This window comes from Vreelandella sp. F11, assembly GCF_042466685.1.
Taxonomy (GTDB): domain Bacteria; phylum Pseudomonadota; class Gammaproteobacteria; order Pseudomonadales; family Halomonadaceae; genus Vreelandella.
In genome coordinates this window covers 33,894-54,933 of sequence record NZ_CP170448.1, presented here as the reverse complement: position 1 = coordinate 54,933, position 21,040 = coordinate 33,894, and the positions used below count along the sequence as shown (strand labels likewise).

At 55.0% G+C, this 21,040-nt stretch carries 15 protein-coding genes, 2 tRNA genes and 3 rRNA genes; 7 read left to right on the top strand and 13 right to left on the bottom strand.

Annotated elements, in window-relative coordinates; translation table 11 throughout:
• The first annotated feature begins 60 nt into the window (after positions 1–60).
• Positions 61–969 carry a nuclease-related domain-containing protein gene (locus ACFIOZ_RS00245; protein WP_386081443.1) on the top strand — a complete coding sequence of 303 codons (909 nt, stop codon included), beginning with the start codon at positions 61–63 and terminating at the stop codon, positions 967–969.
• Positions 970–980: 11 nt separating this feature from the next.
• Here the strand turns inward: ACFIOZ_RS00245 and ACFIOZ_RS00240 are convergent, their stop codons facing one another.
• The 6 genes from ACFIOZ_RS00240 to ACFIOZ_RS00215 form a co-directional block, all read right to left on the bottom strand.
• Positions 981–2,312: a deoxyguanosinetriphosphate triphosphohydrolase gene (locus ACFIOZ_RS00240; protein ID WP_386081441.1), complete on the bottom strand. Its 1,332-nt coding sequence runs from the start codon at positions 2,310–2,312 to the stop codon at positions 981–983.
• 355 nt (positions 2,313–2,667) lie between these two features.
• A 5S ribosomal RNA gene (rrf, locus tag ACFIOZ_RS00235) occupies positions 2,668–2,783 on the bottom strand.
• 148 nt (positions 2,784–2,931) lie between these two features.
• Positions 2,932–5,823, bottom strand: a 23S ribosomal RNA gene (locus ACFIOZ_RS00230).
• A gap of 257 nt (positions 5,824–6,080) precedes the next feature.
• Positions 6,081–6,156, bottom strand: a tRNA-Ala gene (locus tag ACFIOZ_RS00225).
• Positions 6,157–6,272: 116 nt separating this feature from the next.
• Positions 6,273–6,349: transfer RNA gene (locus ACFIOZ_RS00220), tRNA-Ile, on the bottom strand.
• 83 nt (positions 6,350–6,432) lie between these two features.
• Positions 6,433–7,965 (bottom strand): 16S ribosomal RNA (locus ACFIOZ_RS00215).
• The 16S, 23S and 5S rRNA genes sit together here with 2 tRNA genes alongside, the layout of an rRNA operon.
• 559 nt (positions 7,966–8,524) lie before the next feature.
• Between ACFIOZ_RS00215 and ACFIOZ_RS00210 the strand changes: the two genes are divergently transcribed.
• Positions 8,525–9,550, top strand: a complete 1,026-nt coding sequence (locus tag ACFIOZ_RS00210) for an aspartate carbamoyltransferase (RefSeq protein ID WP_386081439.1) — start codon at positions 8,525–8,527, stop codon at positions 9,548–9,550.
• Between the two features lie 37 nt (positions 9,551–9,587).
• Here ACFIOZ_RS00210 and ruvX read toward each other — a convergent pair whose 3' ends face one another.
• From ruvX to ACFIOZ_RS00190, 4 genes are all read right to left on the bottom strand, one after another.
• Positions 9,588–10,043 (bottom strand): Holliday junction resolvase RuvX, encoded by a 456-nt coding sequence (ruvX, locus tag ACFIOZ_RS00205; protein WP_386081437.1) that lies wholly within the window; start codon positions 10,041–10,043, stop codon positions 9,588–9,590.
• Positions 10,043–10,600 carry a YqgE/AlgH family protein gene (locus ACFIOZ_RS00200; protein WP_022520996.1) on the bottom strand — a complete coding sequence of 186 codons (558 nt, stop codon included), beginning with the start codon at positions 10,598–10,600 and terminating at the stop codon, positions 10,043–10,045. Before ACFIOZ_RS00200 ends, ruvX begins: the two co-directional genes overlap by 1 nt.
• A 72-nt stretch (positions 10,601–10,672) precedes the next feature.
• Positions 10,673–11,629: a glutathione synthase gene (gene gshB / locus ACFIOZ_RS00195; protein ID WP_386081434.1), complete on the bottom strand. Its 957-nt coding sequence runs from the start codon at positions 11,627–11,629 to the stop codon at positions 10,673–10,675.
• A gap of 76 nt (positions 11,630–11,705) precedes the next feature.
• On the bottom strand, positions 11,706–12,398 hold the full coding sequence (locus tag ACFIOZ_RS00190) for a S1 RNA-binding domain-containing protein (protein ID WP_386081433.1): 693 nt from the start codon (positions 12,396–12,398) through the stop codon (positions 11,706–11,708).
• Positions 12,399–12,571: 173 nt separating this feature from the next.
• Between ACFIOZ_RS00190 and ACFIOZ_RS00185 the strand changes: the two genes are divergently transcribed.
• Positions 12,572–14,197, top strand: coding sequence for a sodium:solute symporter (locus ACFIOZ_RS00185; RefSeq protein ID WP_386081431.1), 1,626 nt, complete (start codon positions 12,572–12,574; stop codon positions 14,195–14,197).
• Positions 14,198–14,207: 10 nt separating this feature from the next.
• Entirely contained in the window at positions 14,208–14,756 is a 549-nt protein-coding gene (locus ACFIOZ_RS00180) for a hypothetical protein (RefSeq protein WP_386081430.1), read from the top strand.
• A gap of 25 nt (positions 14,757–14,781) precedes the next feature.
• Here ACFIOZ_RS00180 and ACFIOZ_RS00175 read toward each other — a convergent pair whose 3' ends face one another.
• Genes ACFIOZ_RS00175 through ACFIOZ_RS00165 form a run of 3 tightly spaced genes read right to left on the bottom strand, consistent with a single transcriptional unit; the run spans position 14,782 to position 16,514 of the window.
• Positions 14,782–15,546, bottom strand: coding sequence for a 16S rRNA (uracil(1498)-N(3))-methyltransferase (locus ACFIOZ_RS00175; RefSeq protein WP_386081428.1), 765 nt, complete (start codon positions 15,544–15,546; stop codon positions 14,782–14,784).
• A gap of 3 nt (positions 15,547–15,549) precedes the next feature.
• The gene (secB, locus tag ACFIOZ_RS00170; protein WP_007112152.1) at positions 15,550–16,050 is read right to left on the bottom strand and encodes a protein-export chaperone SecB; all 501 of its coding nucleotides are present in this window, start codon (positions 16,048–16,050) and stop codon (positions 15,550–15,552) included.
• A 41-nt stretch (positions 16,051–16,091) separates the two neighbouring features.
• On the bottom strand, positions 16,092–16,514 hold the full coding sequence (locus tag ACFIOZ_RS00165) for a rhodanese-like domain-containing protein (protein ID WP_386081426.1): 423 nt from the start codon (positions 16,512–16,514) through the stop codon (positions 16,092–16,094).
• Positions 16,515–16,881: 367 nt separating this feature from the next.
• Between ACFIOZ_RS00165 and gpmI the strand changes: the two genes are divergently transcribed.
• The 3 genes from gpmI (at position 16,882) to ACFIOZ_RS00150 (ending at position 21,040) form a co-directional block, all read left to right on the top strand.
• Complete coding sequence (gene gpmI, locus ACFIOZ_RS00160) at positions 16,882–18,447, top strand: 2,3-bisphosphoglycerate-independent phosphoglycerate mutase (protein ID WP_386081424.1); 1,566 nt, start codon at positions 16,882–16,884, stop codon at positions 18,445–18,447.
• A gap of 5 nt (positions 18,448–18,452) precedes the next feature.
• Complete coding sequence (locus ACFIOZ_RS00155) at positions 18,453–19,589, top strand: murein hydrolase activator EnvC family protein (protein WP_386081423.1); 1,137 nt, start codon at positions 18,453–18,455, stop codon at positions 19,587–19,589.
• A gap of 134 nt (positions 19,590–19,723) precedes the next feature.
• Complete coding sequence (locus ACFIOZ_RS00150; RefSeq protein ID WP_386081421.1) at positions 19,724–21,040, top strand: S41 family peptidase; 1,317 nt, start codon at positions 19,724–19,726, stop codon at positions 21,038–21,040.

The following is a 21,040-nucleotide window of genomic DNA, read 5'->3' as shown; positions in this document are numbered from 1 at the left end:
CACTATGACTTATCGTCAGGGCTTACCATTAGATAAGTCTCTATAGAGCAAGGCACTGCAATGGCTTGGCTGGAATACGTGCTACCCCTGATCTTCCTATTCCCCATGGCAGCAATGGCCAGTATTGTCCTTGCGCTGCGCAGCCTGCATGATGCTCGCGTTCACTCCCCTTTCAACGCTCCCCTTCACGAACCGGGCCAAGCCCTGCGGCAGCGTCTTGACAAAGCGTTTTCCAGCCTATTTTTAAATGGCGCATTAGGGCCCATTATCAGCCTCGCCCCGCTTGTTTACGGGATGGGGCGTATGCTGTTTGTAGAGCGGCAAGACTGGGTCGAATGGGCGCTGTATGGCCTGCTCAGCACCTTACTTGTGCTGGCGTTTTCATTACTGTTGGTACGCGACTATCAGCGTATCCGGCGCTTAAAATTAGGCTTAGCCTGCGAACTCGCCGTTGGTCAGGAACTCGAGCGCTTGGTTCGCCCGGACGCCCACCCTTACTACGTATTTCACGATGTGCCCACCGATAGCTTCACGATTGATCACGTTGTCGTAACACCCCATGGCGTATTTGTGGTCGAGACACGGGCAAGGACACTTGCCATTGGCACCGATGGCAATGAGCTCAACACAGTGGCGGTGGAGCGCGAACGCTTGCGCTTTCCACACTGGCAAGAGCGCCGACCACTGCATAAAACGCGTCAAGGAGTTAGCTGGCTAACTCACTGGCTTGAACGTCGCTGCGGTGTGCCCGTACCCGTACGAGGCGTATTGGTGCTGCCGGGTTGGAAAATAGATAACAGCGAAGCCGCCCCGGACATTCTGGTGGTTAGCGGTGATACTCTTGCAAAACAGATAACAGAGCTAACGCCAGGCCCTCTCAGTGACGCCACCCACGACAAGATCATTAATGTGCTGCTTGAGCGCGCTCAGTTGATGGAGTTAAAGCACTTGAGCCAACCTTCGGTTTAATTAAGCAGTACTCAATCACCGCGCAAACGGCCGCCCATCTCCTGGGCTAAATCCACCGCGTAGTGGTCTGTCATACCACCGATAAAGTCCAGCATTCGTCGATAGCTATCGTAGAGCGGCCAAGATGGCAGGGGCGTGTTTTCTCCTATCAGGGCCAATACACGCTGGTGTTTAAACGATGAATGCCCTGTATGATGAAGCTCGTGCGCAGCGCCAATAAAGGCTTCCAACAGAATACCCAGCGTCGTATAAGCGCCTATCTCCAGCTTTGCCTTACGCTCATTCTGAAAAATGCGCTCTCGAGCCAACTGCTTCGCCGCCTGAACGCCCCACCCCAAATCAGGGTGACACAGCTCTAAGAGGTCATCACTGAGCGTGCCACTCAGCAGAGCCTGCTCATGCTGCACGAACACCGCGCCTACGTCATTAACCGCACGCTCCATGGCCGCGCCTCGTAGCAGTGCAATACGGCGACGCTGGGACACGTTACGGGCCTGCATATCGGCATACTCGGGCGGAAACTCGCCAGCAATTTGGCGAAGTATTTCGACGACCTCTTCATAACGCAGGATGCCCATCTCCAAACCGTCTTCCAGATCCAATAGCGCGTAACAGATATCATCGGCAGCTTCGACCAGCCAGGCCAGCGGGTGGCGACACCAGCGCTGTTCGCCCTGTGGTAATAAGCCTACCGCCTGAGCGACCTCTTTGAGCAGCGCCTGCTCTGACTGGTAGGCGCCAAACTTGCCTGCGCGCCCGCTGTAGCGAACGGTCCAAGGATATTTAAGCAGCGCCCCCAGCGTGGCCGCTGATAGCCGCATGCCGCCATTAAACTGGTTATATTCGATCTGGGTAATTACCCGAAAGCCTTGGGCGTTACCTTCATAGGTCAGCAGATCCTCGCGCTCAGCGTCTGAAAGACCTTCTAACAGGCCGCTGCTTTGAGCTCGCTGAAACCAATCACGAATAGCATACTCGCCGGCATGACCAAAAGGGGGATTGCCAATGTCATGGCCAAGGCATGCCGTTTGTATAATGACGCCAAGATCCGCGGGGGTGATCCATTCAGGCAAACGATCATGCAGCAGCTCACCCACAATCATCCCTAGAGAGCGGCCTACACAGCCAACCTCTAGCGAGTGAGTTAAGCGCGTATGGATATGATCGTTTTCGGTCAGCGGATGCACCTGGGTTTTGCGACCAAGGCGCCTAAACGAGCCGGAGAAAACAATTCGGTCGTGATCCTTATGAAACGGACTACGGCCGATTTCGCGGGTGCTTGTTGAGCGTTGGTCGTGAAGACGACGTGGGGAAAGTAGCTGCTCCCAGCGCATCTGTGTCATGGGCATTTCTCCTTAAGGAGAGCATTCTGACATAAAACACCGGAAAACCGCACGTTAGTGTGAGGCGTGAGGCGTGAGGCGTGAGGCGTGAGGTGTGAGGTGTGAGGTGTGAGGTGTGAGGTGTGAGGTGTGAGGTGTGAGGTGTGAGGTGTGAGGTGTGAGGTGTGAGGTGTGAGGTGTGAGGCGGAACAGGATATTCGGGAGATAGCCATTCACCAACGTTTTCTACTCACGATTCACGACTTACCCTTTACTGCTCACCATTTACTCCTCACTCCTCACCATTCACCCCTCACGACCATGCAAAAAAAAAATCCCCCAAGGCGCAAGCCCTGGGGGATTTTTCATAATAAGTGCCTGACGATGACCTACTCTCGCATGGGGAGACCCCACACTACCATCGGCGCTAAGCGGTTTCACTTCTGAGTTCGGCAAGGGATCAGGTGGTTCACGCGTGCTATGGTCGTCAGGCGTAACTGTTAATGTACATCATGCTGTTTGTGATCGTCTCATTGCCTGCCGCCTGCTCATGTGAGTCAGGCCACACGCTGCGTATCCGGCGTTCTGTTGATCTCTCAACCTCTACGTTATCATCACGACCAGACCCCTTGGGTGTTATAGGGTCAAGCCTCACGGGCCATTAGTACACGTTAGCTCAACGCCTTGCAGCGCTTCCACACCGTGCCTATCAACCAGCTGGTCTCGCTGGGCCCTTCAGGAGGCTCTAGGCCTCAGGGATGTCTCATCTTGAAGGGGGCTTCCCGCTTAGATGCTTTCAGCGGTTATCCCGTCCGACCATAGCTACCCGGCAATGCCACTGGCGTGACAACCGGAACACCAGAGGGTCGTCCACTCCGGTCCTCTCGTACTAGGAGCAGCCCTTCTCAAACATCCAACGCCCACGGCAGATAGGGACCGAACTGTCTCACGACGTTCTAAACCCAGCTCGCGTACCACTTTAAATGGCGAACAGCCATACCCTTGGGACCGACTTCAGCCCCAGGATGTGATGAGCCGACATCGAGGTGCCAAACACCGCCGTCGATGTGAACTCTTGGGCGGTATCAGCCTGTTATCCCCGGAGTACCTTTTATCCGTTGAGCGATGGCCCTTCCATACAGAACCACCGGATCACTAGAACCTGCTTTCGCACCTGCTCGACGTGTCTGTCTCGCAGTCAAGCACCCTTATGCTCTTGCACTCAATGCACGATGTCCGACCGTGCTGAGGGTACCTTCGTGCTCCTCCGTTACTCTTTAGGAGGAGACCGCCCCAGTCAAACTACCCACCACACACTGTCCTCGATCCGGATAACGGACCTGAGTGAGAACGCCAATGATGCCAGGCTGGTATTTCAAGGTTGGCTCCGCCCGAACTGGCGTCCGAGTTTCAAAGCCTCCCAGCTATCCTACACAGGCAACATCAGCGTCCAGTGTGAAGCTATAGTAAAGGTTCACGGGGTCTTTCCGTCTAGCCGCGGGTACACCGCATCTTCACGGCGATTTCAATTTCACTGAGTCTCGGGTGGAGACAGCGTGGCCATCATTACGCCATTCGTGCAGGTCGGAACTTACCCGACAAGGAATTTCGCTACCTTAGGACCGTTATAGTTACGGCCGCCGTTTACCGGGGCTTCAATCAAGAGCTTCGCCTTACGGCTAACACCATCATTTAACCTTCCGGCACCGGGCAGGCGTCACACCCTATACGTCCGCTTGCGCGTTAGCAGAGTGCTGTGTTTTTAATAAACAGTTGCAGCCACCTGGTATCTTCGACCGGTTCGGGCTAGGAGAGCAAGTCTCTTCACCCTACGCCGGCGTGCCTTCTCCCGAAGTTACGGCACCATTTTGCCTAGTTCCTTCACCCGAGTTCTCTCAAGCGCCTTGGGATTCTCACCCTGACCACCTGTGTCGGTTTGGGGTACGGTCGCACATGATCTGAAGCTTAGAGGCTTTTCCTGGAAGCGTGGCATCAGTGACTTCCTGACCGTGGTCAGTTCATCTCGTGTCTCGGCCTGAAAGGATCCCGGATTTACCTAAGATCCCAGCCTACTCACTTTCACCAGGACTACCAACGCCTGGCTCACCTAGCCTTCTTCGTCCCCCCATCGCAACCATGTCCGGTACGGGAATATTGACCCGTTTCCCATCGACTACGCCTTTCGGCCTCGCCTTAGGGGCCGACTCACTCTGCTCCGATTAGCGTCGAACAGAAACCCTTGGTCTTCCGGCGAGGGAGTTTTTCACTCCCTTTATCGTTACTCATGTCAGCATTCGCACTCGTGATACCTCCAGCAGACTTCTCAATCCACCTTCATCGGCTTACACGACGCTCCTCTACCGCTCACACCTAAGCGTGAACCCGTAGCTTCGGTACCTGGTTTAGCCCCGTTACATCTTCCGCGCAGGCCGACTCGACTAGTGAGCTATTACGCTTTCTTTAAAGGATGGCTGCTTCTAAGCCAACCTCCTAGCTGTCTGAGCCTTCCCACATCGTTTCCCACTTAACCAGGATTTCGGGACCTTAGCTGACGGTCTGGGTTGTTTCCCTTTTCACGACGGACGTTAGCACCCGCCGTGTGTCTCCCACGCGTTACTCACCGGTATTCGGAGTTTGCCTCGGGTTGGTAAGTCGGGATGACCCCCTAGCCGAAACAGTGCTCTACCCCCGGCGGTACTACGTGAGGCGCTACCTAAATAGCTTTCGAGGAGAACCAGCTATCTCCGAGCTTGATTAGCCTTTCACTCCGATCCACAAGTCATCCAAATCTTTTTCAACAGATCCTGGTTCGGGCCTCCAGTTGATGTTACTCAACCTTCACCCTGCTCATGGATAGATCGCTCGGTTTCGGGTCTATATCCAGCGACTGTGTCGCCCAGTTAAGACTCGGTTTCCCTACGGCTCCCCTATACGGTTAACCTCGCCACTGAATATAAGTCGCTGACCCATTATACAAAAGGTACGCAGTCACCCAACTAGTGGGCTCCTACTGCTTGTACGCACACGGTTTCAGGATCTATTTCACTCCCCTCTCCGGGGTTCTTTTCGCCTTTCCCTCACGGTACTGGTTCACTATCGGTCAGCCAGGAGTATTTAGCCTTGGAGGATGGTCCCCCCGTCTTCAGTCAAGGTTTCTCGTGCCCCGACCTACTCGATTTCACATGATCAGATTTTCGACTACGGGGCTATCACCCGCTACGGCCAGACTTCCCAATCTGTTCGCCTAATCAGTCTCATGCTTAAGGGCTGGTCCCCGTTCGCTCGCCGCTACTAGGGGAATCTCGGTTGATTTCTTTTCCTCAGGGTACTTAGATGTTTCAGTTCCCCTGGTTCGCCTCGTACCCCTATGTATTCAGGGCACGATACTCATCTTATGATGAGTGGGTTTCCCCATTCAGAGATGTCCGGGTCACAGGTTGTTGCCACCTCACCGAACCTTATCGCAGGCTACCACGTCTTTCATCGCCTCTGGCTGCCTAGGCATCCACCGTGTGCGCTTCATTGCTTGACCCTATAACCCGAAGGAGTCTGGATTTTCGCAATGATAACGTTTCATTTTGCCGGATACGCTTGAGACGTATCACAATTTAAGAAGCACACCTTACGGTGTGTTCTTGTCAGCATGATATACATTGTTAAAGAGCAGCTGTTCAATGAACAGTGATAAAGCGGCGTGTGAGAACTAAAACAACAGTTACAGCACAGCGACTTATCAGTGGTCACGAAACATTCACAAACGGTATGGGATTTAACAGGGTAGTAACGTAATGGTGGAGCCAAGCGGGATCGAACCGCTGACCTCCTGCGTGCAAGGCAGGCGCTCTCCCAGCTGAGCTATGGCCCCATCGAGTCACTCTTAGTCACGCTCACCTCTGGCCAATTTTATTTAGCGCAAGGCATTTTATGGCGACGCATAGCCTGCTATGCGAGTCATAAAATAACGCAGCGGTAGATAAAATTTGGTGGGTCTGGGCAGACTTGAACTGCCGACCTCACCCTTATCAGGGGTGCGCTCTAACCAACTGAGCTACAGACCCAAGAGGGGATCGTGCTTAAACCGTTTGCTCTATATCTGATCAGGTAATTCATTGTGGACGCTTACTAACTGTGACGCATCGTTTAAGGAGGTGATCCAGCCGCAGGTTCCCCTACGGCTACCTTGTTACGACTTCACCCCAGTCATGAACCACACCGTGGTGATCGCCCTCTTGCGTTAGGCTAACCACTTCTGGTGCAGTCCACTCCCATGGTGTGACGGGCGGTGTGTACAAGGCCCGGGAACGTATTCACCGTGACATTCTGATTCACGATTACTAGCGATTCCGACTTCACGGAGTCGAGTTGCAGACTCCGATCCGGACTGAGACCGGCTTTAAGGGATTCGCTGACTCTCGCGAGCTCGCAGCCCTTTGTACCGGCCATTGTAGCACGTGTGTAGCCCTACCCGTAAGGGCCATGATGACTTGACGTCGTCCCCACCTTCCTCCGGTTTGTCACCGGCAGTCTCCTTAGAGTTCCCACCATTACGTGCTGGCAAATAAGGACAAGGGTTGCGCTCGTTACGGGACTTAACCCAACATTTCACAACACGAGCTGACGACAGCCATGCAGCACCTGTCTTACAGTTCCCGAAGGCACACCAGAATCTCTTCCGGCTTCTGTAGATGTCAAGGGTAGGTAAGGTTCTTCGCGTTGCATCGAATTAAACCACATGCTCCACCGCTTGTGCGGGCCCCCGTCAATTCATTTGAGTTTTAACCTTGCGGCCGTACTCCCCAGGCGGTCGACTTATCGCGTTAACTTCGCCACAAAGTGCTCTAGGCACCCAACGGCTGGTCGACATCGTTTACGGCGTGGACTACCAGGGTATCTAATCCTGTTTGCTACCCACGCTTTCGCACCTCAGTGTCAGTGTCAGTCCAGAAGGCCGCCTTCGCCACTGGTATTCCTCCCGATCTCTACGCATTTCACCGCTACACCGGGAATTCTACCTTCCTCTCCTGCACTCTAGCCTGACAGTTCCGGATGCCGTTCCCAGGTTGAGCCCGGGGCTTTCACAACCGGCTTATCAAGCCACCTACGCGCGCTTTACGCCCAGTAATTCCGATTAACGCTTGCACCCTCCGTATTACCGCGGCTGCTGGCACGGAGTTAGCCGGTGCTTCTTCTGCGAGTGATGTCTTTCCTACCGGGTATTAACCGATAGGCGTTCTTCCTCGCTGAAAGTGCTTTACAACCCGAGGGCCTTCTTCACACACGCGGCATGGCTGGATCAGGGTTGCCCCCATTGTCCAATATTCCCCACTGCTGCCTCCCGTAGGAGTTCGGGCCGTGTCTCAGTCCCGATGTGGCTGATCATCCTCTCAGACCAGCTACGGATCGTTGCCTTGGTGAGCCTTTACCTCACCAACTAGCTAATCCGACATAGGCTCATCCAATAGCGGGAGCCGGAGCCCCCTTTCTCCCGTAGGACGTATGCGGTATTAGCCTGGGTTTCCCCAGGTTATCCCCCACTACCGGGCAGATTCCTATGCATTACTCACCCGTCCGCCGCTCGTCAGCGGGTAGCAAGCTACCCCTGTTACCGCTCGACTTGCATGTGTTAGGCCTGCCGCCAGCGTTCAATCTGAGCCATGATCAAACTCTTCAGTTTAAAATCATTGTGATCCTTACTTGTCGCTCGAAAGCAACAAAAGCGAATCAAACTTGGCTCAAGGTTCAAACGAATTCACTGTGATACTCCGAAAAGTATCGCTGTGTTCGCCTGCCTTGATATTTGGTGATTTGCCACCAACATCAGCAAGCGCCCACATGAATTACCTGATCAAATTGTTAAAGAGCTGTTTCGCTGCAAGATTGCTGTGAAAGCAACCGGGCTGCCGTTGAACTGGCTTGCCTCAGCGAGGAAGGCGTATTCTACGCATTTCCTGGCGGTTGTCAAGGGCGTTGTTTTCGATGCAAACCTGACCACATCCAAAACCGCTAACTCGTTGACTAACCAAGGCTTTTACACCTTATACACCGCTGGTAACGCTTGGCGTCCCCGGCAGCGGATGCGTACTTTACGGGCTCAAAGATGGGTTGGCAAGCGGTTTTGTAGAAAAATTACAAATTACCTCCCTTGGCGGAATGAAACCGCTTCGGCACCAGCCTGATTGGCGGTTACACTAGCGTTATCTACTGCTCTTTTCACCACTGTGCCGAGGATCGCTATGAGCCATCACTTGCTAACTGTCGACTCATTAAACCGCGAAAGCGTAGACCACTTGCTGCGCGTGGCTGCGCGTATGGAGCCGATTGCTCAGCGACGCCAGGTAACACGAGTATTAGAAGGAGCCGTACTCGGTAATCTGTTTTTTGAAGCCAGTACCCGGACGCGAGTAAGCTTCAATGCTGCCTTTTGCCGATTAGGGGGCAGCGTGTGCGACACCACAGGCTTTACGTTCTCTTCTATGGCTAAGGGGGAGTCGCTATACGACACAAGTCGTGTGATGAGCGGTTACTGCGATGCTATTGTCATGCGCCACCCTGACCAAGGCTCGGTGGCTGAATTTGCCGCGGCAACCAATGTACCGGTGATTAATGGCGGCGACGGGCCTGGGGAGCACCCCAGCCAGGCGCTGCTCGACCTGTATACGATTGATAAAGAGTTTCAACGCCTGGGTAAATCGCTGAGCGGTGCACATATCTTACTCACCGGCGACTTGAAGTACGGCCGTACCGTGCATTCCCTGATTAAGCTTTTATCACTCTATGACCCGCTGCGAATTACCCTGGTATCTCCGCCAGGTCTTGAGATGCCTTCCAAGCTGATTGACCTGGTGGCGTCTCGGGGCCATCGCATTGAGCAACGCGAATCACTGGCCAGCGACTTTGCCGATTTAGATGTGGTCTACACCACGCGCATTCAGAAAGAGCGCTTTACCGACGAGATGAATGAGAGCTTCCAGGGGTTGTCCGATGACTTTATGGTCAATCGTGATTTTCTCGACCACCGCTGCAGTCAAAGCACGATTGTGATGCACCCGCTGCCCAGGGATAGCCGCCCCGGCGCCAATGACTTAAACGTCGACCTTAACGGCGACCCACGACTGGCGATTTTCCGCCAAACCGATAACGGTATCCCCGTGCGAATGGCAATTTTCGCAACGTTGCTCAATGTTGATGAGCTGATTGAGCAAGATATGCGACCTGTGCGTTGGTACGTGCCAAGCCAAACGGGCACGCTGGATCGTTAAAGCTCAAGAGCTTAAGAAGAGAATTTTAAGATAGAGGTTATAGGGACAAACGCCCGCCAGGTAGGCCTTCCTGGTGGGCAAACCAGCCTTCAAGAATAAGAATAGCCGCAATACCATCGACACTATCCTGCCGGTAGTTGCCTTTATGGCCCGCCTCGCGAGCAATCATTTTCGCCTCCCGCGTGGTGCCCCGCTCGTCAACCATTTCAAACGGTTTGCCAAAACGACCATGCAGACGATTACCAAACTTGCGCGCGCGGATACTCATATCTGACTCGCTACCGTCCATATTCAGCGGCAGTCCTACCACTAACAAGTCCGGCTGCCACTCGCTGAGTAGCCGCGACACGACACTCCAGTCGGGAATTCCATCCCGCGCCGTCAGTGGAGTGAGTTCGCGTGCGCTGCGTAGTAACTCATTGCCCACCGCTACACCGATACGTCGGGTGCCGTAGTCAAAGGCGAGGATTAAGCGCTGCCCCGCTTCGGCCATCAGGCGTGCCCCGCGTCTCGGGTCATTAGGTTAAGATCAATACCCAGTAAACCAGCCGCCGCAGTTAAGCGCTCAACGGGCGGAGTATTGAAGAGCACGCTGCTCTCAGCTTCTACGGTTAACCAGCTGTTCTCCTTCAGTTCCTCTTCCAACTGCCCCACTTCCCAGCCTGCGCAGCCTAAGCAGACTAAAAAGTGCTCAGGCCCCTCACCGGCAGCGAACGCCTGCAGAATATCCAGCGAAGTCGTCAACGCAATGCCGTCCTCGACCTGAATACTCGAGTCCCACTGCTGGCTATCGCCGACATGCAGAATAAAGCCACGATCTTTATGCATCGGCCCGCCGTAATAAACTGGCGCATTACGGTGTGGACTTGTTTCACCGCCTAATTCCAACTGATCAAACAGCGCCTCAAGGGTGATCTCCAACGGCCGATTAGTAATCACCCCCATGCAGCCGTTGTTATCATGATCGCAAAGATAGATCAGGCTACCGGCAAAATTAGGATCTTCTAAGTGTGGCATGGCCATCAGAAAGTGATGTTTCAAACTTTGCATGCGTCTCCCACTGCCTGCTGGCATCTCAGCAGACATAGCGTAATAAGTGTCATTATAAGAGTGAAGCCGTGCCTAGGCTAAGCGGCGTTCAATGGCATCAAGCAGTAAACCGGCGATGTTGGTGCCGCGCTGATCATCAATTTCACGCACGCAGGTGGGGCTGGTGACGTTGATTTCTGTAATATAGTCACCGATCACGTCGAGGCCGACAAACATTAAGCCTTTTTCACGAATCATTGGCTGTACTTGCTGGATTAACCAGCGGTCACGATCCGTAAGCTCACGACTCACACCTCGCCCTCCAGCGGCTAAATTGCCTCGGGTCTCCCCCGCTGAAGGTATCCGCGCTAGCCCAAAGGGAACGGGTTCGCCATCGACCAACAGAATACGCGTGTCGCCATCATTAATTTCTGGCAGGTAGCGCTGCGCCATAATTTGCCGCTGGCCACGCAAGGTCAGTTGCTCAATCACCGCGCCGATATTGCGGCCTTCAGGGCCAATGTGAAAAATACCGGTGCCGCCCATACCGTCCAGCGGTTTAAAGATGACATCGCCATGCTCCGCATGGAAAGCGCGCAGCACATCATCACGGCTGGCGACCAGCGTCGGTGCACAGCACTGGGGGAACTGCTGGGCAAACAGCTTCTCATTACACTGCAATAGCGCTGCCGTGGGGTTCACCACCAGCACACCTTCGCGCTCAGCAAAACCTAATAAATGTACAGCGTTAGTAAAATCCGCATCGACGGGCGGGTCTTTACGCATCAATACGACATCCAGTTCAACCAGTGGACGTGCCGAGGGCTCACCTAGATCGTACCAGTGGCTCGGATCGCGATGCACCGTTAGCGGCCGCATACGCGCGTAGGCTTGCCCTGCATTCAAGAAAAGATCTTCCTGCTCCATATAGTGCAGTGTGTAACCGCGCTCCTGGGCGGCCCATAGCATAGCCATGGTGGTGTCTTTCTTGTAAGCGATGTCGCTGATGGGATCCATCACAACGCCGAGATGCAGATTTGATTGGCTCATCGGGGCACTATCCAAACATGAACAATAGAGGCCCAGTATGCCGTACTGCCCGCTAGGCTCCAACTGCCCCAGCTAACTACTCGCCGAGCGCGCCAGGCACTATGCGAATAGCATTAGGCTCCAGAGTGATTAACTGCTGCTTATAAAGCCGCCCAATGGCTTGTTTATAAGCACTTTTACTCACCCCTAAGCGTGCTTTAACTTCATGGGCAGGGCTTTTATCCCCGAGTGCCAAATAGCCGCCGCTTTCACGTAGCGCCTGCATAATTTTGTCACCGACTACATCTAAACGCGCAGCGCCTGGCGGTAGCAGCGAGATATTGAGGCGGCCATCTTCACGACGCTGCTTCACATAGCCTTTAACGGATTGGCCACGGCGCAATGGCTGAGTGACGTCGTCCTGGTAAATTAGCCCCCAGTAGCGGTGATTCACCACCACCTTCATCCCCAGGTCAGTTCGCTCCGCCACCACTACGGCGACTTCGTCGCCCTTTTCCATGGCCCAGGCGTCATCGGTCAAAAAACGATCCAGCTTCATCGACGCCACTGGCCGCCCCTGGTCGTCGCTGTACAGCATAACCAGAACACGTTTACCGGGATCAGGGCGAAAATGCTGCTCGCTAAACGGTAGCAACACATCTTTTGGCTGCCCCCACTGCAAAAACGCGCCGATGTTATTGACGGCCGTAACCGTTAGGTACGCCACTTCTCCCAACTGGGCGGCTGCATCGCTGGCGGATCGGGGGGATGAGTGTGACTCACGCACCATGGGTGTCGTCCTTCAAGAAAATAGAACAACATTATGGTGCCTCACACACACAGGGCAAAGCGGGATAGCATGTTTTAGTGGTTAAAAGCCTACCTGCCGCCTGAAAAAAGCAAACACTCCACAACCTGCTACTATCAAAAACACTAGACAAAATTAGGTATAGGGGAGCGAACATGGAAGGGTTCACGCTTTTTGATACGGTAGTTTTGATTGGTTATATCAGTTTAATCGCCTGGATCGGTTCGCGATTCGGTAAAGATCAGCATAACCCCGAGGACTATTTTCTAGGCGGCCGCAAAATCCCCGGCTGGGCCATTGGCCTTTCGGTCATGGCGACCCAAGCCAGCGCCATCACCTTTATCGGGGCGCCGGGCTGGGGCTTCGAGGGCGGTCTTGAACGCTTGGTGACGTTTATCAATGTGCCCCTGGCCATGATCGTATTAATCCTGGTGCTGGTGCCTATTTTCCACCGCGCGGGCATCTATAGCATCTACGAACTTCTGGAGCGCCGTTTCGGCCCGGCGACGCGCACGCTTACCGCCCTGCTGTTTCTGATTGCCCGCGGTCTCGCTACTGGCGTGGTGCTCTATGCGCCAGCGCTGGTGCTCGCAGTTGTCACCGGCTGGAGCGTTAATCTCACCATTATCATTATGGCGGTGCTGGCCATCAGCTACACCGTGATGGGCGGTATCAGCGCAGTGATATGGACTGACGTGGTGCAAATGTTCGTGCTCTGGCTCGGCGCACTGTTGAGCATCCTCTTTTTGGTCACCAGCCTACCTGGCGGTTGGAGTGTCGTTTTCAGCTTTGGTGCAGCCAGCGGGATGTTCAATGCCATCGACCTATCCATCGACCCCAGCGTGACTTACTCCCTATGGGCGGGCTTGCTCGGCGGCTTTTTCCTCCATGTGGCTTACTTCGGCACCGATCAGAGTCAAATCCAAAGGGTACTCTCCAGCCCTTCGGTGCTTGATGCTCAGCGCTCACTGCTGATCGGTGGCTACCTACTGATTCCGCAGATGCTGCTGTTTCTGTTTATTGGTGTCATCCTGGCCACCTACTATCAGCAACATGGGCTAACGCCCCCTGACAATCTCAACGAGCTACTGCCCCGCTATGTCGTCAGTGCCTTTCCCTCAGGCATGGCCGGACTGGTGATAGCTGGGGTATTTGCCGCGGCGATGTCAAGCCTGGACTCGGCGCTCAACTCACTTTCCGCGGTAACTGTAAGAGATTTTTACAGCCGTTATATCAAACCCAATGCCAGCGATGACCATTACTTAAAAGCCTCACGAATGGCCACGGTTTTCTGGGGACTTTACGCCACTTTGTTTGCTTTTTTTGCGGGCAACCTTGGCCCCGTGATTGAAGCGGTTAACCAAATCGGCTCGTGGTTTTATGGGGCACTGCTAGGCACTTTCTTATTGGCAATTTTCAGCCATCGCGCCAATGCTCGTGGAGCGATGGCTGGACTGCTTGCCGGTATGCTCTCCGTATGGGCTGTCTCTGCGCTACTCGATATCTCCTGGCTTTATAACAACACGGTGGGGGTGGTGGTTTCGATGAGTGTTGGCTATCTCGTTAGTTTGTCAGCGCCTGCACCCAGCCAAGATCAGTTAAGCGATGTGATGATGACCGAAGCTGCGCCGGATATGCAGGCAGTGCTTGCCGCCAGAGCTGATAACGCCGAGGTAATTGGCAAGGAGGCTCGGTTAACCCGTCGTCGCTGTATCGGTCTATTCGCTTGGTTTTGCCTTATGCTGGGCATGCTAGCGCTGCTACAGGGATGGGCAAATTAGGGGTGTGCAAATGACTGAACGCTTAACACTTGCGCGGCGAATTGAAGAAGACACTGCTAAACGGCGATTGCAGCGCCTGGGCGCGTCGGCTTGCGAGCCTGTATGGATCAGCCTCTGGGCGACCGCACTTGGGCTGCCTAATGGCACGCCGGGAGCTTGGCTGCTGTGTGCTAAGGAAATGCGCCGTGCACTGCTATTAGTGGGTACCGAACTACCCACCCAGGCTGAAGAACCCAGCTCAGCACTCAACATTGATAGCGGTTCACCACCCACACGAGAAGCACTGAACCGACTGTGGCTATGGGAGCGCATGGCCACACCGCGCCACTGGCGAATTCAAGTGCTGGATAGGGCCCCAACACCTATATGGCTGCCCTGCTGGCTGGGCTATGTGCGTGGCCGGCAACACCGCTTGCTGGTGATCGGTGGCCTGTCAGGTGAACCGCTGCCGATGCTTAAGCCCATCGTGCTTAAGGGCCTTCAGCAGGCATATCGAAATGGGTTGGAATCAGAGACAAAGAGTTCAGGGGCAATCGAACAAAGGGAAAAAGCAGTTTGACAAGGCTTCAATGGGTAGTAAGTACTTACAAATCGCCAAAATAGTGCTGTAGCAAGGAAAGCGCCACCACCGGTGCCGTCTCCGTACGCAACACCCGCGGGCCGAGAGTCAGCGGCGTAAAGTCAGCCGTTTGGGCAGCGGCGATATCACTTTCGCTCAAACCGCCTTCAGGGCCGATAAGCAGCGCTACCGAAGCTGGTCGGTCTTGGCGATCAAACGCATTGCCGGTCGCTAGATGTAGCATCAAGCGCAGCGACTCCTGACGCGCTTCAAGCCATGCTGATAATGGTATCGGTGAATGCACTTGGGGCACCACCGCGCGGCCACTCTGCTCACAGGCACTAGCAGCTACCGCCTGCCAGTGGGCGAGCTTTTTATCTTCACGTTCGCCCTTTAAGCGCACGTCACCGCGCTCAGTATACAGGGGAGTAATCTCCGCCACGCCCAGCTCAACGGCCTTCTGAATGGCATACTCCATTCGGTCGCCTTTTGAGATGGCTTGACCTAAATGGACAGACAGCGGCGATTCACCACTGCCCGGCCATACCGCTTCGACCCGGGCGAGCGTCTGTTTGCGGCTAACTTCCTCCAAACGCACCCCCGCCTCGCTACCTTGGCCGTCAAATAGCACCAGGGGCGCACCTTCACCCATGCGCAGCACGCGAGTGATGTGGCGCGCGGGGCCGTCAGGCAGAACGACGTCACTGCCCGCTACAAAAGCAGCAGGCACGTAGACTCGGGGCATCTTGCCATGCAGGGCGTACCAATCAGCGGCTTGCGTTTCTGACATGGCTTAGTGGGTATTCTCTTCTGCTTGCTTGGCTTCGCGCTGCTTACGCTGGGCGTACATTGCTTCAAAGTTAACCGGCGCCAGCATCAGCGGCGGGAAACCACCACGGTTAACCAGGTTATCCACGCACTCGCGGGCGTAGGGGAACAGCAGGTTAGGGCAGAAGGCGCCTAGCGTTTGATCCAACTGCGCACCTTCAATACCGGCAATACGGAAAAGACCTGCTTGCTCAACTTCCGCGAGGAAAGAGGTAGTACCGGTTTCGTTATCGTTCACCTGGGCGGTGACTTTGACCACCACTTCATACTGATCATCAGCAATTTTAGTGCTGGTGGTATTAAGATCCAGATTCACCTTTGGTTTGAACGCTTGTTTAAACACCGAGGGTGAATTGGGCGCTTCAAACGAAATATCTTTTACATAAATACGCTGCAGCGAGAATTTGAGCTGCGGTTTTTCGTCTGCCGCGGCGCCCGCTTGCGGTGTGTTGTTATCTTCCGCCATGAGAAAACTCCTGATTATTCATTAAAAAAGGGTAGCGTTGCTTACTTTTTAACCACCGGAAGGCCATCGCCTTGCCACTGCGCCATACCGCCTCTCAACTTATAAGCGCGCTCAAAGCCTGCTTTAGTGAGCTTGGCCTGTGCGGCGCCAGAGCTCTGGCCGTGCTTGCATACCACGATGATCGGCTGGGCTTTTACTTTATCCAGTTCGTTCATGCGGCTATCGAGGTTGCTTTGCGGAATGTTCCGCGCCCCCGCGATATGCCCGGCTTTAAAGTCTTTGTTTTCGCGGATATCCAGCACTACCGCGTCTTCGCGGTTGATAAGCTGAGTGGCCTGCGAGGCGGTCAGGGCATTGGTCGAGGCACTGCGCGTTTCATAAATAATCCACGCTAACAGCACCAGTAAAAATGCCCCAACTAGCAGGGGGTGGTTCTGTACGAATTCGAACACCTGATCGATCATCGCGAACACAATCTCTTGGTCTATGCAGAAAAAAGCGGCCTAACCGCTGCCAAAACGCGACAAGTATACACGTCAGATAGCTTCCCGCGCAGGTCAGGAGGCAGCCCGGCTTGGCCGATCGTCGCGAGAAGCACGGATTTTGAATCAAATTTATCGATCGATAGAGGCGAATAGCGCGCTATTTAACGAAATTGATCGACTAAAGTTGGCCAAAATACAGGGATTCGCAGTAGATCAGTGTTAAGCCGGACAGGCTCCTAAATCATGACGCCTGGCAGTTGCCTGCGTTATGATGCCCCAAGCGTGCGCCTGTCGCGACCCCGAATTTTCGAGTCGTTCGGCTTGCCAATCTTAACGAGGTTTTTTTATGGATACTTCTCGCACCCCGCGCCCCGTGGCGCTGCTTATTCTCGACGGCTACGGCCACAACCCCGAGAGCGACCATAATGCGGTGGCCGCTGCCCACACGCCGACAATGGATAAACTGTGGGAGAGCCGCCCTCACGCCTTCGTTCACACCGATGGCCTCAACGTTGGCCTACCCGACGGCCAAATGGGCAACTCTGAAGTCGGCCATATGAATATTGGTGCCGGACGTATCGTTTATCAGGACTTCACCCGTATCAGCAAGGCGATTGAAGACGGCGACCTGGACGTTAATGACAATCTCACGCTGCCAATCGACGAAGCCGTCGCCAATGGTCGGCCGGTGCACTTAATTGGCCTGCTCTCCCCCGGCGGCGTCCACAGCCATGAAGACCACTTTATTGCCCTGGCCGAACTGGCCGCACGCCGTGGCGCCCAGCGTATTTTTATTCACGCCTTTCTCGATGGCCGCGATATGCCACCGCAAAGTGCATTGGCATCCATAGAGCGCGCCAATGCTCGCCTGGCCGAGCTGGTGGGCGCTGATAACGGCTTTGTGGCCTCGATTATTGGCCGCTTTTACGCCATGGATCGTGACAATCGCTGGGAGCGCGTTGAACAAGCCTACCGCCTGCTTACCGAGGGACAAGCGGAGTACTACGCCTCTAGTGCTGAAACCGCACTGCGTGACGCCTATCAGCGTGGTGAAACCGATGAGTTTGTGGCGGCGAGCAGCATCCCGCTTGGCGAAGACCCTATTACCCTTCAGGATGGCGACGCTGCGATTTTCCTTAACTTCCGCTCAGACCGCGCCCGGGAGTTAACCCGCGCCTTTGTCGAGCCGGATTTCAACAGCTTCGAGCGGCGTGCATGCCCTAAGCTTGCGAGCAAAGGGCTGGTGATGATGACCCAGTACGCCGCTGACATTCCTGCACCTGCTGCCTTTCCGCCATCTGACTTGAATGACACTCTGGGTGAGGTTGTCGCCAAGCGCAGTTTGAAACAGCTGCGTATTGCCGAAACCGAGAAATACCCTCACGTGACGTTCTTCTTTTCGGGTGGCAATGAAGCCGAATACGAGGGCGAAGAGCGTATCCTGGTGCCCTCACCCCGTGATGTGCGTACCTACGATGAAAAGCCCGAAATGAGCGCTTTCGAGATTACCGACAAGCTTGTCGACGCCATTGACGACGGTCGTTTCGACCTTATCGTTTGCAACTACGCCAACGGTGACATGGTCGGCCATACCGGTGATTTCAACGCAGCGGTAAAAGCTATTGAGACCGTCGATACCTGCGTGGGTCGTGTCGTTGAAGCCATCGAACGTGCAGGCGGCGCCTGTTTAATCACCGCCGACCACGGCAACGCTGAACAGATGGTTCATCCCGAAACGGGTGCCCCGCAAACGGCTCATACCACCTTTGTGGTACCGCTTATCTACGTCGGCGAACGTGCGGCCTCGCTTGAAGAGGGCAAGCTATGCGACCTGGCCCCCACGCTGTTGACCATGATGGATCAACAGCAACCCGAGGCGATGACGGGTAAACCATTGATTCATTTTAAGTAGTGCCCATGCGGCCTTATGTAGCAATAGCGCTACTCCTGGCGTTAAGTTATGCGCCAGCAGGTTTCTCTCAGCAAGATGAAGGGGCGGCGCGCCAGCAGTTGGATGCCATTGGCCAAGAGATCGAGTCCACAGCCCAGCGTCTACGTGCGACTGGTGAGGCCCGGGACAGCGCCGAACGCGAGCTTAAGCAAGTTGAAACCCAACTGGCCGAAACCCATCAGCGATTAGACGCACTACAAGCTGAGCGTCGCCAGTTGAATGATGAAACTACCCAGCTGCGCCAGCATCGTGACCGTCTGGAGAGCGAGCGCGCCGATCAATACGCAGCGTTGGGCCAGCAGCTATCAGCACTTTACCGCCTTGGTCCAACGCCGCAGCTCAAACTGCTCCTTAACCAGGGTGACCCTGCCGAGCTTGATCGCATGCAGGCGTATATGAATCGGCTGACCGACGCACGCAACCGCCGCTTAAATACAATCGCCCGGCTCGATACAGCGCTCGCCGATACCCAGAAGGAGCTCAGCGAGCGACAAGCCCGCCTGGATACGTTGGCCAATGAGTTAGAAGAGCAGAGCGCGCTGCTAGCTCAGCGCACTACCGAACGACGGGGCGTAGTTGCCAACCTGGATGACCGCTACGGCAGTGAAGAGGAGCGGTTGGCCGACCTCAACCAGAGCCGCGAAGAGGCCGAACGCCTGCTACGCAATATCCAGGCGGAGATGGCAAGACTTGCCGAACCCACGCCCACTACGCATATTGTCAGTACTCAAGGCGACTTACCTTGGCCGGTACAGGGATCAATCAGTAGTAATTTCCATCATCGCGACGGCGTGCATTACAACGGTATAGTGATTCAGGCCAGTGCAGGCACGCCAGTTACCGCTGTACACACTGGCCGCGTGGTATTCGCCGACTGGATGCGAGGGTTTGGTAACTTGCTGATTATTGACCACGGCGACCAGATCATGACGCTGCATGCCCACCTGCAGCAGTTCAGCGTCAGGCCAGGACAGCAGGTCAGTCGCGGCGATGAAATTGGTCGTGTCGGCGATAGCGGCGGCCAAACCCGTGCGGCGCTCTACTTCGAAGTTCGCCGCGGCGGCGAACCAATTAACCCCCAGCGTTGGATTGCGCGCCGTTGACGGGATAAGCTGCACTACTATGCATGTGCACTACTATGCATGATTAATGTCTCAACGTTTATTGTTATTACAAACTTATGTTCCAACTAATGGGTGACGCACACTGACGCCACCTATCGCCCTGCGGAGTCTGCATGACGCTATCTGTTACCGGGGTATCAGCCCCCGCCAAGCGCTTCTTGGCTACCCTGCTGCCGATTGCTTTACTGTCGGCCCCGCTACCGCTGCTCGCCCAACCAGCCGGTAGTGGTGCGGCGGGTGAGCCACCCTACGACCAACTACCCCTGGAAGATATTCAAACCTTCGCCGAAGTGTTTGAGCGTATTAAGCGTGCCTATGTTGAGGAAGTCGATGACAGCACGCTGCTACGTAACGCTATGCGCGGCATGCTCAGTGAGCTCGATCCTCACTCCGCCTATTTGGATGAGGAGGAGTACCAAAGCCTGCGTGAGTCGACTCAGGGCGAATTTGGCGGTATCGGTATCGAGGTAGGCACCGAGAATGGTCAGCTCATGGTGATTACCCCTATCGATGACACGCCCGCCTCCCGCGCCGGGTTGCTTTCTCGCGATATTATCGTCGCCATTGACGGCACCCCCACCGACAGCATGTCACTACAAGAAGCGGTGACCCTAATGCGCGGCGAGCCGGGTACCGATCTGCGTATTAGCGTACTGCGCTCAGGCGAAGATTCGCCGCGGGAATTCACCCTGACCCGAGAAATTATTCGCAGCGAAAGCGTTAAGCACGAGCTGCTTGAGCCCGGTTACGGCTACCTGCGCGTCAGCCAATTCCAATCGCGCACAACAGAGCAGGCCCGGGACGCGCTTGAGCGCATGAGCCGCGAACAACCTTTAGAAGGGTTGGTACTCGATTTACGTAATAACCCAGGCGGTGTTTTGCAGGCTGCGGTAGGAATCGCCGACCTGTTCCTGGATGAAGGTTTGATTGTGTATACCGAGGGGCGCCTCTCAGATACTGAGATGTCGTTCTCAGCCTCACCCAACACGCCCGCGGCCGATGTTCCACTGGTAGTGCTGATCAACGGCGGCAGTGCGTCAGCGGCGGAAATTGTCGCTGGCGCCCTCCAGGATCAGCGCCGCGGCGTGATTATGGGTACCGATAGTTTTGGTAAGGGCTCAGTGCAGCAGATTATGCCACTCGGCAATGGCGAAGGGCTGAAACTCACTACAGCGCTCTACTACACCCCCAACGGACGCTCCATTCAGGCTCAAGGCATTGAGCCCGATGTGGACGTCGTGCGCGGTCGTTTGGAAGTCGCCGAAAGCCGCCGAGAGATTCGCGAAGCCGACCTCGAGGGTCACCTAAGCTCTCAGCAGGCGCCCCGGGATCGTCAGGAAATGGCGGAGCGGCTGCTCAATGATTACCAGCTCAGCGAGGCGCTTAATCTGCTTAAAGCGCTCAACGTCGTTGATCGACAGCGACGCTAA

What these genes read in the sequence shown, in the direction of transcription:
- ACFIOZ_RS00245 (WP_386081443.1), top strand. Translation starts at nt 61, where the DNA reads ATGGCTTGGCTGGAATACGTGCTACCCCTGATCTTCCTATTCCCCATG.
- ACFIOZ_RS00240 (WP_386081441.1), bottom strand. Translation starts at nt 2,312, where the DNA reads ATGACACAGATGCGCTGGGAGCAGCTACTTTCCCCACGTCGTCTTCAC.
- ACFIOZ_RS00210 (WP_386081439.1), top strand. Translation starts at nt 8,525, where the DNA reads ATGAGCCATCACTTGCTAACTGTCGACTCATTAAACCGCGAAAGCGTA.
- ruvX (WP_386081437.1), bottom strand. Translation starts at nt 10,043, where the DNA reads ATGGCCGAAGCGGGGCAGCGCTTAATCCTCGCCTTTGACTACGGCACC.
- ACFIOZ_RS00200 (WP_022520996.1), bottom strand. Translation starts at nt 10,600, where the DNA reads ATGCAAAGTTTGAAACATCACTTTCTGATGGCCATGCCACACTTAGAA.
- gshB (WP_386081434.1), bottom strand. Translation starts at nt 11,629, where the DNA reads ATGAGCCAATCAAATCTGCATCTCGGCGTTGTGATGGATCCCATCAGC.
- ACFIOZ_RS00190 (WP_386081433.1), bottom strand. Translation starts at nt 12,398, where the DNA reads ATGGTGCGTGAGTCACACTCATCCCCCCGATCCGCCAGCGATGCAGCC.
- ACFIOZ_RS00185 (WP_386081431.1), top strand. Translation starts at nt 12,572, where the DNA reads ATGGAAGGGTTCACGCTTTTTGATACGGTAGTTTTGATTGGTTATATC.
- ACFIOZ_RS00180 (WP_386081430.1), top strand. Translation starts at nt 14,208, where the DNA reads ATGACTGAACGCTTAACACTTGCGCGGCGAATTGAAGAAGACACTGCT.
- ACFIOZ_RS00175 (WP_386081428.1), bottom strand. Translation starts at nt 15,546, where the DNA reads ATGTCAGAAACGCAAGCCGCTGATTGGTACGCCCTGCATGGCAAGATG.
- secB (WP_007112152.1), bottom strand. Translation starts at nt 16,050, where the DNA reads ATGGCGGAAGATAACAACACACCGCAAGCGGGCGCCGCGGCAGACGAA.
- ACFIOZ_RS00165 (WP_386081426.1), bottom strand. Translation starts at nt 16,514, where the DNA reads ATGATCGATCAGGTGTTCGAATTCGTACAGAACCACCCCCTGCTAGTT.
- gpmI (WP_386081424.1), top strand. Translation starts at nt 16,882, where the DNA reads ATGGATACTTCTCGCACCCCGCGCCCCGTGGCGCTGCTTATTCTCGAC.
- ACFIOZ_RS00155 (WP_386081423.1), top strand. Translation starts at nt 18,453, where the DNA reads ATGCGGCCTTATGTAGCAATAGCGCTACTCCTGGCGTTAAGTTATGCG.
- ACFIOZ_RS00150 (WP_386081421.1), top strand. Translation starts at nt 19,724, where the DNA reads ATGACGCTATCTGTTACCGGGGTATCAGCCCCCGCCAAGCGCTTCTTG.